Here is an 11720-nt window from a genome sequence, read left to right as displayed (position 1 = left end):
CGTGCCTGATATTTCGTCCTCGGCCGACCTGGCTGCCTCGGTCAAAATCCTCGTAGCCGGCGGTTTCGGCGTCGGGAAGACCACGATGGTGTCCTCGATCAGCGAGATCACGCCGCTGCGCACCGAGGAACTGATCACCGAATTGTCCACCGGCATCGACGATCTGTCGGGCGTGGAGGGCAAGACCACCACCACCGTGGCGCTGGACTTCGGTCGCATCACGATCGACCAGAACCTTGTGCTGTACCTGTTCGGCACGCCCGGCCAGGACAGATTCTGGTTCCTGTGGGACGAATTGGCGCGCGGCGCCCTCGGAGCGGTGGTCATCGCCGACACCCGCCGGCTGGAGAACTCCTTCGCCGCCATCGACTTCTTCGAACGGCGCGGACTCTCGTTCGCGGTCGCGGTGAACTGCTTCGACAACGCCCCGGTCTACACCACCGAGGAAGTGCGCGACGCGCTCGACCTCGACGCCCACATCCCGGTGGTGCTCTGCGATGCGCGCGACCGCAGTTCCTGCAAGACGGTGCTGATGACGCTGGTCGAACATCTCATCGCCCGCGCCACCAGTTCGGTGGCCTGAGCACCGATGTTCTGAGCAGAAGATCCGGACGCGGGCCGCTCAGTGCGCGGCCGCGACCGGGTCCAGCTCGGCGAAGCTGCCGATCCAGCGGTGCGGTGGTCGTGGCGAATTCGGCTCACCGGCGCGGGTGACACCGACGGCCTGCCAGCCCGCGGACACCGCGGCATCCAGTTCGTCGGGATGGTCGGACAGGAACAGGATCTCTTCCGCCGGCACGCCGATCTCCGCCGCGATGCGGCGATACGACTGCTCCTCGCGCTTGGGCCCGGCATTGACCAGGTCGAACCAGCCCCCGATCAGCGACGCCAGCTCGCCACCGCGCGCGTGGGTGAACCAGTCCTGTTGATTGCGAACCGAACCCGACGAATACACCCACAGGGTGACTCCGGCGGCGTGCCAGGCACGCAGAGCCGCGGGCGCGTCGGGGAAGAACTCCCCGTACAGGGCGCCCTCACGAAATCCCTGAGCGCAGATGACACCCTGCGCGGTCTTCAGCGGTGCCGCCTTGACGTCGGAATCCAGCCAGCCGCGCAAGATCTCGGCGACCTCGTCGAGGTCGGCGCCGGGCCGCCCGGCCAGTTCGCGCGTCTGCTCGATCACCGTCTCGGCGATGCCGTCGGGTTCCTCGGCCAGCCATTGCGGCAGCCGTCGGCGAGTGTAGCCGTAGAGATCTTCGCGGACCGAGCTGGTGGGGCTGGTGGTGCCCTCGATATCCACGACGACCGCCCGGATCGGCAGGGCCTGGCTCTCTCGCTGTCGCTCGCTCATGCGGCGACGAGTTCGTCCAGCGTCGGAAAGCCCTGCGCGATGGGATCGCCGGTGAAATCGCCGATCCAGCCGTCGGCCTCTTCGAAGAACCGGATCGCCACGAAGTCCGGGCGGGTGCCCATATCGAACCAGTGCCGCGTCCCCGCGGGCACCGACACCAGATCGCCTCCCTCGCAGACCACCGCGACCACCTCCGGTTCCAGGTGCAGGTAGAAGCAGCCGCGGCCGGAGACGAAGAAGCGCACCTCGTCCTCGGCGTGGCGGTGTTCGGACAGGAACTTCTGCCGCGCCGCGCTCGCCTGCTCGGGCCAGTGCGGATCGCTGTCGTCGGGATGCAGCCGGGCCAGATCGATATGGCGGTAGCGGCCGTCGGCGTTGAGGTCGCCGATCCGGTCCCGGTATCGGCCGAGGATGTCCTCGGACGCGATGTCCGCGGTCACGGGCTCGGCGGGCCAGCGATCGAATTCGATGCCGCGGGTAGCCAGTTCGGCCGCGATCCGCTCCGGATCGGTGGTGTGCAGACGCACGTCGGCCGGATCGGAATCGGCCGCGATATGCAACAGGGTCACTGCGGTTGCTCCTCGAGAATGTGGTCGGTGGAGAGGTCGCGGCGTCCGGTGAGCGACACCAGTTCGCACAGAGCCTCCAGGCATTCCGCACGGTCGCGGGCCTGCGCCAGGTCGGCGCCCCAGGCGGTGATGCCGTGCCCGGCGATGAACAGCACCGGCGGGGCCGCCGGATGCGCGCGCAGATACTGTTCGATCTCCGCGCCGATCAGCGACACATCGGCGTGATTGGGAAAGACCGGAATGTCGATGGTATCGCCGGAGCGCAGCCCTTTGATCAATTCGAAACCGGCGAACCGCAGCGGATTCGGGGCGCCGACGGAGGCCGCGGTGGCCCGCGGCGAATGCACGTGCACCACCGCCGCGGCCTCGGTCGTGCGGTAGATCGCGGTGTGGATCGCGGTCTCCGCGGAGGGCCGCCGATCTCCGGCAACGGGTTCGGAGTTCTGGATCCGCACCCGGACCATATCGGCGGCGGTCAACTCACCTTTGGACAGTCCGCTGCCGGTGACCACTGCGGTGGGCCCCTCGGTATCCGAGCCGTTGTCCGCTGCTGCCCGGAAGGCGCTGTCACGCACGGAGATGTTGCCGGCGGTCCCCGGCATCCAGCCGCGACCGTAGAGGTCTCGGGCCAGATCGGCGATCGCGGCCGCGTTCGGAGAGTCGGCGGGTTCCTGTGCGCCGGAATCGACAGCGCGCGGATCGGCGACGGCGATCGCCTGCGCCGCAAGCGGATTCGCCTCCTCGACCAACCCGTTCTCGGTCACCACCGCCGTCACCAGTTCCGGTGGTGTGACATCGAAGGCCGGGTTGAAGACCGCCGTGCCCTCGGGGGCGGCCGCAGAGTCGCCGAAGTGAGTGATCTCGGCCGACCCACGCTGTTCGACGACGATATCGGCGCCGGACGCGGTCGCCGCATCGCGCGTGGATTCGGGCGCCACCACGATGAACGGGATGCCGTGGTGGCGGGCGGCCAGCGCCAGGCCGTACGTGCCGATCTTGTTGGCCACCGAACCGTCGGCGGTGATGCGGTCCGCGCCGACGATCACGCAGTCCACCTGCCCGGTCGCCATCGCCCAGGCCGCGGCGGAATCGACGGTGAGCCGATGCGGAATGCCGGCTTCGGCCAGTTCCCACGTCGTCAGGCGCGCACCCTGCAGCAGCGGGCGGGTTTCGTCGACCAGGACGCTGTCGATCACGCCGCGGGCATGCAGGACTCGCAGTGCCCCGATCGCCGTGCCGAAGGCGGTGGTGGCCAAGCGGCCGGTATTGCAGTGGGTGAGCATCCGCAATGGCCGCCCCGGACACAGCCGCTGAACCAGGTCGGCCGCGTGTTCGGCGGCGGCGCGGTTGACCCGGCCGTCCTCGGCGAGCAGTGCCTGCGCCTCCGCCAGCACTCCCGGCGCACCGTCGTCGGCGAATTTCGCCAGGGCTCGCCGCACGCCCCACGACAGATTCACCGCGGTGGGCCGGGCGGCCTCGATGCGGGCGGCCTCGGCCTCGACCCGCGCGGGTTCGCCGGGATGGGCGAGTGCCGCCAGCGCCACCCCGAAGGCCCCGGTCACGCCGATCGCGGGGGCCCCGCGCACGGCCAGGGTGGCGATCGCGTCGATCACCTGGTCGACCGTCGCCAGCCGCAGCGTGCGCACCTCGTGCGGCAGCGCGCGCTGATCGATCGTCACCACGGCGCCGTCGACCCACGCGATCGAACTTTCACCCATTGCGCGCACAACCCTCACCACTCGACCCTGCTGACCCCTCATCTCAAACGGTAGCGAATCAGAGGTCACCGGCTCGCACCAGGTTTACCCTCGCCGGGATCCGATCCCGCACCTGCGGGCAACCGTCGTGGATACCTCCTGAAACGGCAGTGTGTGCACATGTGCACCGCGTGCAGCCCTGCGCTGCGCGGGCTCGGCGCGGCACTGGGTGGTGAGGGCCATACATCCCGAGACAACGGCAGACGGCGCACGGGTCCGCTGGGACGCCCTCATCGCGGGCGGGCAGCCGCGTACCGCGGACTCGCCGTGCGGGGCGTCGGGTGCCGGGCGAGGGACGCAAGTGGTCGCGCCCGCAATCGACCGGCGCGGCGACCTCGACCCGAACCGTATGGAGCACGCGCAGGCAGCGTGGCCCGTTGCGTACGTTCTCGCCGGGAGTGGCGGCGGGAAGCGACGGCACCGCTCGTGGACCGGTTCGCGACCAACCGTTCCTCGACACTCGCTCGAAGGCACTGCCGGTCAGAGATTTCCGTCGCCGTTTGGGTGAAATGTCCTGTCGTTACCGCAGTTCCGAGATGGTTTTCCACAGTCGGCGTGTCATCCACAGCGGCCGGTGGACAAGCGTGAACAGCGGCTGTTCCACATATCCGGAGACAATCGAGGAAGGAGACCTCAAGGCCGCCCGAATGCGAGTGTGACGTTGTGTCCTCCGAAGCCGAAGGAATTGCTGAGCGCCTGTGAGATTCGCTGTGGACGTGCGATCCCGTGCACGATGTCGAGGTCGACACCCGGGTCCGGATTGTCGAAATTCAGTGTGGGAGGCACGGTCTGGTCGCGCAGTGTGCACAGGGTGAGGATGGCCTCGAGCGCACCCACCGCACCGATGGAATGGCCGAGCGCGGATTTCGGCGCGTACACCGAGGCGTGCTTCGCCACGGCCGCAATGGCATTGGCCTCCGAGGCGTCACCGATCGGGGTCGAGGTGGCGTGCGCGTCGATATGGTCGATGTCGGCGGCGGTCAGATCCGCGGCGTCGATGGCCTTGCGCATCGCCCGGGCGGCGCCCGCGCCCTCGGGATCGGTGCCGGTGATGTGGTAGCCGTCGGAAGTGATTCCGGCGCCGAGGATCCGACCGTGCACGGCGGCCCCGCGGGCGCGGGCGAACTCCTCCGATTCCAGCACCAGCAGCGCACCCGCCTCGCCGAAGACGAACCCGTCGCGATCGCGGTCGAAAGGCCGTGAGGCCAGCCCGGGTTCGTCGTTGCGGGTGCTCATCGCCCGCATCATGGCGAAGCTGGCGATCGGGATGGCTTCGATATATCCCTCCACGCCACCGGCGATCACGACATCGGCCTCCCCTGTACGAATCAGCCGCCACGCGTGCGCGATCGCTTCGGCGCCCGAGGAACACGCCGAGGTCGGCGCGTAAACACCTGCCTTCGCGCCGAATTCGAGTCCGACCCGGGCGGCCGGCCCGTTCGGCATCACCATCGGCACCGTCAGCGGCGGCACCTTGCGATACCCGCCCTCGCGCATCGCGTCGACCGCGGTGAGGAAGGCGTCGCCGCCGCCGAGTCCGGTGCCGATCGCTACCGCGAGGCGTTCGGCGTCGACGTCCGGTGTCCCCGCCTGCGACCACACCTGGCGGCCCAGCACCAGCGCCAGCTGCTGCACATAGGAGTGCCGGCGCTGTTCGATGCGGGTCAGTCGAGCGCCCGGATGTTCGGTCAGCCGCCCGCCGATCCGCACGGGCAGGTCGTAGCGAGTCACGAACTCGTCGGTGAGCGGTCCGATTCCGCTCTTGCCCGCCAGCAGCGCCGACCAGGTGCTGTCGAGGTCGGGGCCGAGACAGGTGGTGGCTGCCATGGCGGTGACGACGACATTCCGCGACATTTGTGTAGCAGTCGTTACACTCATGCGGATATGGATACCCGTAGCGACCGCTACAGTCAACACGTGCCTCGACCACTCGACCAGGCCCGGCGCGCGGAACTACTCGCCGGGGTGATCGCCTACATCGGCGAATACGGATTGACCGAACTGTCGCTGCGTCCGCTGGCGGAGTATCTCGGAACCAGCTCGCGCATGCTGATCCACTATTTCGGGACCAAGGAGCAGATGCTGATCGCGGCGCTCGAGACCCAGCGCCCCGACATCCCGGGCATGTTCGCCGACGTTCCCGACCTCCCGGCCCTGCGTCGCCGTCTCATCGAGTCGTTCAGCGTCAACATCACGACGGAGTGGGTGTCGAGCACGCGCGTGCTGTTGCAGGTGATGGGGGTTGCCGCGGTGCCCGGAAGTCCGTTCCGGTCCTACGGCGAGGACGCCGTACACGTCCTGGTCACCGCGCTCACCGATGTGCTGAGGAGCTTCGATCCCACCGTCGCCGACCCGGAATCGACCGCCACCCTGCTCGTTTCGGGTGTGCGCGGTTTGCTGCAGGATCGGTTCGTCACCGGCGACACCGCCCGCGTCTCGCGCGCGGCGCGGTTGCTGATCACCCAGTCGCTCACGCTGCCCGAGCCCGGCGCCGGCCGATGAGCGGCCCGCGGTATCGCTGATGGAACAAGTTTCAGTATTGTTGCCGCCATGGCTTTCGTGATCGATGACACCGTAGAGATCGATGCACCCGCCGAGGTGGTGTGGAAGGTGCTGACCGACCTGGGCAGCTACGGTGAGTGGAATCCGTTCGTCGCCGAATGCCGCAGCACGCTCGAACCCGGCGATCCGATCGAGATGCAGGTGCGGCTGGGTTCGCCGAAACCGCGCAAGCAGGTCGAATACATCCGGACCCACACGCCCGGCACCGAATTCAGCTACAGCATGAAGCCGGTGCCGCTGGGGATTCTGCACAGCCTGCGCTCGCACACCGTGACGCCCCTCGACAACGGCCGGACCCGGTACCGGTCGCATTTCGAACTGGGCGGCCTGCTGCGGCCGGTCGTGACGCTGGCGCTCGGCAAGGCGCTGCATTCCGGCTTCGGCGGCATGACCGCGGCGGTCAAGGAGCGCGCGGAATCGTTGCGCTGAGCAACGCGGCCGGGGCGCTCACGCCTCGAACGGGATCACGTTCCCCGCGGCGTCGCGGTTGCCGCTGCCGGCGTCGATCGCACTGACGAGTTCGGCGACGTCGGTCCAGGTGCGGGCGGGTTCGCCATCGAGATTGCCGATGTGATACCAGGTTTCGGTATCACGATAGCGAACCAGCCCCCTGCCCTGCTCGTCGACGGTGACATCGAGTTCGCCGGACACCGTCCCTTCCTCGTCGGTCATGACGGCGGCCTTACCGGTGATTTCGATGATGTCGCCTATGTGAACTCTCCTCGGTGGAGGCAGTCGTCGACCGCGGTGCGCAATGCGGTCTGTTCCGCCGTGTCGATGGTCAAACCGTATTTTACCTTGATGCGAATGTAGCGCTGAACGTACTCGCAGCGGAACACGCCGGGCGGCAGATAATTCGCCGCATCCTGATCACCCTTGGACCGGTTCGCCGACGGGTCGGAGGCGACCAGATTGATCGCGTCGTTGGCGATATTGCGGCGCGTATCGGTGTCGACGGATTGCGCGCCGGAACGCCAGGCCTCGGCCAGCGGGACGATATGTTCGGCGTCGACTCCGGCGGGATCGGTGATCCATTTGTAGGGCTTGAGTTTTCCGGTCTTGGCGTCGAGTACGCCGTAGCGGTCGCGCCAGCCGCCGTCCTTGCCGAGACTCAGTTTGCAGGTCGCGGCATCGAGCGTCACCGAGCCGGTGGCGTCGCGCAGCATCATCACATCGCGGGTGGTGCATTTCGCGTACTGGGCGTATTTGTCGCCGAAACCGTGTTCGGGAGTGTTCTGATCCCAGTGCGGGAATTGTTCGCGGCTGTAGCCGGTCATCGGCGCTTCCGGTGCGACCACGAGTTTCCCCAGCAGCGCGTCGACTTCTTTACCGGAAAAGGTCGCGGCGGCAGCGGAATCGGGTTTCGGATCGTTCTTCTTGCCCCCCTCGTCGATGAAGCTGTACACCACCGCGAGCACGACGGCGAGGAGGACGGGCGCCACGATCGCGACCAACCGGCGCATGCCGGGAGAGGATATCTTCACCGCCGCGCCCCGATCGTGTCGTCGGGCGCGCACCGGGGACCGCGGAGCGCTCGAGGGCGGAATCCGCTGCCTTCGAGCGCAATCCGAGCAAACATCCGGACGGTGGGGTACTGATCAACTTGCCGGCCGCATTCGGGCCGTTCACCATATGTACTTCTCATCGCGAATACAGAGTGTCAACCGGCACCGGCAAACCGCAAGTGCACCAGCCGCTTCCGTATCCGCTTCGATACCTGGACAGCACTGTCCGGCAGGGCGCGCCGGCCCTGCCGGACAGGCGTTGTCAGCTGTTGAGCTTGTTCAGCCGCTCGCAGGCCTCGAGGTACTCCTCCATCAGGCGCTGCATGACGTCGGAGGTCCGCTCGACCTTGTTCATCATGCCGACGACCTGGCCGACCGGGTTGAAGTTGACGTCCTTGGCCGCCTCGGGATAGCGGTGGCCGCGCTTGACGCCGTCGAGGGCGACCATCATCTGCAGCGGCATGCCCAGCGGGTCCGGGGTGTCCGAGCGCTCCCACGCCTCGGTCCAGTCGTTGCGCAGCATGCGGGCCGGCTTACCCGTCCACGCCCGCGAGCGCACGGTGTCGTGGCTGGTGGCGTCGATGTAGGTCTGCATCTGCGCGGGCGGCACATTGGCCTCCTCGACGGTCAGCCAGATCGAACCGGTCCACGCGCCCGCGGCTCCCATCGCCATGGCGGCGGCGACCTGACGGCCGTTGCCGATACCACCGGCGGCGAGCACCGGCAGATCGCCCACCGCGTCGATCACCTGTGGCCACAGCACCAGCGAGGAGATCTCACCGCAGTGGCCGCCACCCTCGGTGCCCTGGCAGACCACGAAATCCAGGCCGGCGCGCTTGTGGTTGAGCGCATGCTTCACCGAGCCGCACAGTGCGCCGATCAAACGACCGGAATCCTGGACCTTCTTGATGATGTCGTCGGGCGGGGTGCCGAGCGCGTTGGCGACCAGCTTCGCCTTGGGGTGCTTCAGGATGACGTCGACCTGCGGACCGGCCGTGGTGGCGGTCCAGCCCAGCAGCTGCTCGTGATGTTCGTCCTCGGGCAGTTTCGGGACGCCGTGGTCGGCGAGGATCTTCTCGGCGAAATCGCGGTGGCCCTGCGGAACGAGCTTGGCCAGTTCGGCTTCCAGCTGCGCGGGGCTCAGGCCGTCGATGCCCTTGCCCTCGTACTTGGACGGGATGACGAGGTCGACACCGTACACGCCGTGCACATGTTCATCGAGCCAGGCCAGTTCGACCTCCAGCTCCTCGGCGGTGAAACCGACCGCACCCAGGACGCCGAGCCCGCCGGCGTTGCTCACCGCGGCGGCCACGTCGCGGCAGTGGGTGAAAGCGAAGATGGGGACATCGATGCCCAGTCGTTCGCAGATCTCGGTATGCATGGCGGGGTGACTCCTCTGGTCTTCCGGCGCTGGAACTTCGCCACAACACTAGAACACGTTTCATATTCAGACTAGTGACTCATCGGTCAGGAAGCGAGGGAAGTGCCGAAATTGCCGGTCGATGGGGGTAACACGCCCCCACGGCCGACGGGGACGTCGGCCCATTTTCCCCATTCAGGGTGGGCAACATGTTCTAGTTGAGGTGGGCGATTCGGTGGCTGACCCGACGCGCGGCGAGTCAGCGTTCGCCGGCGCTGGCGAGAAACGACGCGCGGTCGACGATCGTGCGCCGAATGGTGCCGTCGGCCACGAGCAGATCGCCGGCGTGCACGACCACACGGAATGCCAGCCGCGGGCCGTCGACCTCGGCCAGTCGCGCCGCGACGGTCAGCACCGTTCCCGGCGGGCTCGGCCGCCTGTGCCGCACCGACACCTCGATCCCCACCGATGTCTGCCCCGACGACAGCTTGCCCCGCAACGCCAGCACGGTCGCTTGTTCGGCCAGCGCCACCACCCGCGGCGTGGCGAGCACCTCCACGTCACCGCTACCGACGGCGACCGCGGTATCGGCGGTCCCGACCTCGACGCTGAATTCCGCCGACAGACCCGGCTGCAACTTCATAGTCGCCACGGTAACGCCGCGCACGTCGACGCGACCCGAAAGGGCGCAGGGCCTTCGCCTGAACGCTGGGAGGCGCGGTTTCGCTTCCGCCGCCCGGCGACGTGGAATGCTCGACGGCATGGATGTGTTCGGGCCGGAGGTGTGCCGGTGACCTACGAATCGGAATTGGATCCGGCCGCGGTGGAGATCGGCGAATTCTTCCCGCACTCGCCGGCGCTGCTGTGGCGGGCGCTGACCGAACCGGATCTGGTCGAACGCTGGCTGATGCGGTCGATCGGGCTCGAACCCGTGGTGGGCACGCATTTCATCTTCGCCGTCCCGACCGAGCCGAGCGCGGAGATCGCGTGCGAGGTGCTTGCGGCCCGCACGGGCGAGCAACTGACGTATACGTGGATCGACCTGCGGGCGAAGTTCCCGGCTCGGTGGGTGGTCGACTGGGTGCTCGAGGCGCAGGGACGCGGGACGCGAGTGTTGTTGACCCAGACCGGTTTCGACATCGGCGATCGGCGGCAGAAGATGGCCCGCAATGCGATGGAGCGGGGATGGCGGGGCACCTTGAACCGCTTGCGCGAGGTGCTCGACGAGGTCGAACCCTGACCCCGCGGGTGCTGGGAAACGATCAGCGCCGCGGCGGCGCGGGCTCCATGTGCACCACCTTGGTGGTGGTCATCTCGTCGAGAAGTTCGGGGCCGTAACCGAATCCGGTGCCCGATGCGCCACGCGGCTGGGCCGCGCCACCGGGTGCGCCACCGAAGACCGAGTTGATCTTCACCGTGCCGACCGGAAGTGTGCGCCACGCCTGCTGCATATGGTTCATCGAGCCGGTGAGTACCGTCGCCGCCAAGCCGTAGTCGTCGCGGCACGCGGCATCGAGTCCCGTCGCGAAATCCGAGACCACCTGAACGGGTGCGATCGGCCCGAAGGTCTCCTCGCGGAGGACGCGCATCCCGGGCCGGCAGTCGGTGAGCACCGTGGCCGGATACCTCGTGCCGGGGTCCGGAATCCGCCCGCCCACCAGTGCCTTCGCGCCGGCCGAGATCGCCTCCCGCACCTGGGCGTGGACCTGCGCGCGCAGCCGCTCGTCCACCAGCGGTTGCGGATCGAGATTCCACCGCTGCGCCTGTTCGCACAGTGCCGACACGAACGTGTCCGCGACTTCGCGATGGACGTAGATCCGTTCCACGGACACACAGATCTGACCGGCATTGGCGAAGGCGCCCAGCGCGGCCTGCTCGGCGGCCCATACCGGGTCCACGTCGGCGTCGACGATCAGCGGATCGTTCCCACCGTTCTCCAACAACACCTTGGCGCCGGTGCGTGCGCCGGCCGCGGCGATGGTGCGCCCGGTGGCGGTGCCGCCGACGTGCGCCACCACATCCACGCCGGGCAGCCCGGCCAGCGCCGCGCCCACCCGGCCGTCGCCACGCACGGTCTGCAGCACACCCTCGGGGCAGTGCTGTTCGAGGAGCCGCCCGAACAACGCGCCGGTGCGCGGGCAACGCTCACTGGGCTTGTGCACCACCGCATTTCCGGTTGCCAGTGCGGCGCCGGCCAGTCCGGCCGCGATGGGGACCGGATCGTTCCACGGTGTCAGGGCGACGACCACGCCGCGCGGCTGGGCGATCATGAAATCCGTTGCGTCCCAACTACCCTGCAGGGTGTGACCGCGATGGACCGGCCCCAGCTCGGCGTACTGGTCGAGGGTGCCGGCGCCGGCGAGCACCCCTTCTCGTCCCGAGTCGGCGGGGCGACCGGTCTCCGCTTCGAGCGTGGCGGCGAGTTCGTCGGCGTACTCGCGCAATGCGGCCGCACCGGCACGCAGCGCCTCGGCTCGGCTCGCGGCGGGTGTGCGCGCCCAGCTCGACTGCGCGGAGTGCGCGGCGCCGACGATGCTCATGAGGTCCAGATTTCCCGGCACCGACTCGGCCTCGGTGCGGGTCGCGTTGTCGATCTCGGTCATGGGCTCCGAGTAC

13 protein-coding genes are annotated in these 11720 nt (G+C 68.2%); 4 read left to right on the top strand and 9 right to left on the bottom strand.

Annotation, left to right across the window (positions count from 1 at the left end; genetic code table 11):
* Position 1 precedes the first annotated feature (1 nt).
* Complete coding sequence (locus NMI01S_RS11720) at positions 2-583, top strand: GTP-binding protein (protein WP_030514367.1); 582 nt, start codon at positions 2-4, stop codon at positions 581-583.
* Positions 584-622: 39 nt separating this feature from the next.
* Here NMI01S_RS11720 and mtnC read toward each other — a convergent pair whose 3' ends face one another.
* From mtnC to NMI01S_RS11700, 4 genes are all read right to left on the bottom strand, one after another.
* A complete protein-coding gene (gene mtnC, locus NMI01S_RS11715) occupies positions 623-1351 on the bottom strand; it encodes an acireductone synthase (protein WP_062996517.1) in 729 nt (242 codons plus the stop codon).
* On the bottom strand, positions 1348-1920 hold the full coding sequence (locus NMI01S_RS11710) for a 1,2-dihydroxy-3-keto-5-methylthiopentene dioxygenase (protein WP_062996515.1): 573 nt from the start codon (positions 1918-1920) through the stop codon (positions 1348-1350). The genes mtnC and NMI01S_RS11710 overlap by 4 nt, the downstream gene beginning before the upstream one ends.
* Positions 1917-3638, bottom strand: coding sequence for a bifunctional S-methyl-5-thioribose-1-phosphate isomerase/methylthioribulose 1-phosphate dehydratase (locus tag NMI01S_RS11705; protein WP_062996513.1), 1722 nt, complete (start codon positions 3636-3638; stop codon positions 1917-1919). The genes NMI01S_RS11710 and NMI01S_RS11705 overlap by 4 nt, the downstream gene beginning before the upstream one ends.
* 672 nt (positions 3639-4310) lie before the next feature.
* Entirely contained in the window at positions 4311-5555 is a 1245-nt protein-coding gene (locus NMI01S_RS11700) for a KasA/KasB family beta-ketoacyl-ACP synthase (protein WP_062996511.1), read from the bottom strand.
* Positions 5556-5594: 39 nt separating this feature from the next.
* On the opposite strand from NMI01S_RS11700, the gene NMI01S_RS11695 reads away from it, so the two are divergent.
* Both NMI01S_RS11695 and NMI01S_RS11690 read left to right on the top strand, forming a co-directional pair.
* Positions 5595-6179, top strand: coding sequence for a TetR/AcrR family transcriptional regulator (locus NMI01S_RS11695; RefSeq protein WP_062996976.1), 585 nt, complete (start codon positions 5595-5597; stop codon positions 6177-6179).
* A gap of 48 nt (positions 6180-6227) precedes the next feature.
* The gene (locus tag NMI01S_RS11690) at positions 6228-6668 is read left to right on the top strand and encodes an SRPBCC domain-containing protein (RefSeq protein WP_062996509.1); all 441 of its coding nucleotides are present in this window, start codon (positions 6228-6230) and stop codon (positions 6666-6668) included.
* 18 nt (positions 6669-6686) lie between these two features.
* Here NMI01S_RS11690 and NMI01S_RS11685 read toward each other — a convergent pair whose 3' ends face one another.
* From NMI01S_RS11685 to NMI01S_RS11670, 4 genes are all read right to left on the bottom strand, one after another.
* A complete protein-coding gene (locus NMI01S_RS11685; RefSeq protein ID WP_084512872.1) occupies positions 6687-6911 on the bottom strand; it encodes a hypothetical protein in 225 nt (74 codons plus the stop codon).
* A 35-nt stretch (positions 6912-6946) separates the two neighbouring features.
* Positions 6947-7702 carry an HNH endonuclease family protein gene (locus tag NMI01S_RS11680; protein WP_039777329.1) on the bottom strand — a complete coding sequence of 252 codons (756 nt, stop codon included), beginning with the start codon at positions 7700-7702 and terminating at the stop codon, positions 6947-6949.
* Between the two features lie 304 nt (positions 7703-8006).
* A complete protein-coding gene (locus NMI01S_RS11675) occupies positions 8007-9125 on the bottom strand; it encodes an NAD(P)H-dependent flavin oxidoreductase (RefSeq protein ID WP_030514376.1) in 1119 nt (372 codons plus the stop codon).
* A gap of 238 nt (positions 9126-9363) precedes the next feature.
* Positions 9364-9747: a thioesterase family protein gene (locus tag NMI01S_RS11670; RefSeq protein WP_062996505.1), complete on the bottom strand. Its 384-nt coding sequence runs from the start codon at positions 9745-9747 to the stop codon at positions 9364-9366.
* 147 nt (positions 9748-9894) lie between these two features.
* Here NMI01S_RS11670 and NMI01S_RS11665 point away from each other — a divergent pair, with 147 nt between their 5' ends.
* The gene (locus tag NMI01S_RS11665; protein ID WP_062996974.1) at positions 9895-10344 is read left to right on the top strand and encodes an SRPBCC family protein; all 450 of its coding nucleotides are present in this window, start codon (positions 9895-9897) and stop codon (positions 10342-10344) included.
* A 22-nt stretch (positions 10345-10366) separates the two neighbouring features.
* On the opposite strand, the gene NMI01S_RS11660 is transcribed toward NMI01S_RS11665, so the two are convergent.
* On the bottom strand, positions 10367-11707 hold the full coding sequence (locus NMI01S_RS11660) for an aldehyde dehydrogenase family protein (protein WP_062996503.1): 1341 nt from the start codon (positions 11705-11707) through the stop codon (positions 10367-10369).
* Positions 11708-11720: the final 13 nt, after the last annotated feature.

Source organism: Nocardia mikamii NBRC 108933 (assembly GCF_001613505.1).
Lineage (GTDB): Bacteria > Actinomycetota > Actinomycetes > Mycobacteriales > Mycobacteriaceae > Nocardia > Nocardia mikamii.
The sequence above is the reverse complement of the archived record's forward strand: the minus strand, read 5'-3'. Positions and strand labels throughout refer to the sequence as shown.

Bases quoted from the DNA above. Each gene is read 5' to 3' on its own strand.
- mtnC (WP_062996517.1), bottom strand. From the start codon at position 1,351: ATGAGCGAGCGACAGCGAGAGAGCCAGGCCCTGCCGATCCGGGCGGTC.
- NMI01S_RS11700 (WP_062996511.1), bottom strand. From the start codon at position 5,555: ATGAGTGTAACGACTGCTACACAAATGTCGCGGAATGTCGTCGTCACC.
- NMI01S_RS11690 (WP_062996509.1), top strand. From the start codon at position 6,228: ATGGCTTTCGTGATCGATGACACCGTAGAGATCGATGCACCCGCCGAG.
- NMI01S_RS11685 (WP_084512872.1), bottom strand. From the start codon at position 6,911: ATGACCGACGAGGAAGGGACGGTGTCCGGCGAACTCGATGTCACCGTC.
- NMI01S_RS11705 (WP_062996513.1), bottom strand. From the start codon at position 3,638: ATGGGTGAAAGTTCGATCGCGTGGGTCGACGGCGCCGTGGTGACGATC.
- NMI01S_RS11675 (WP_030514376.1), bottom strand. From the start codon at position 9,125: ATGCATACCGAGATCTGCGAACGACTGGGCATCGATGTCCCCATCTTC.
- NMI01S_RS11680 (WP_039777329.1), bottom strand. From the start codon at position 7,702: ATGCGCCGGTTGGTCGCGATCGTGGCGCCCGTCCTCCTCGCCGTCGTG.
- NMI01S_RS11670 (WP_062996505.1), bottom strand. From the start codon at position 9,747: ATGAAGTTGCAGCCGGGTCTGTCGGCGGAATTCAGCGTCGAGGTCGGG.
- NMI01S_RS11660 (WP_062996503.1), bottom strand. From the start codon at position 11,707: ATGACCGAGATCGACAACGCGACCCGCACCGAGGCCGAGTCGGTGCCG.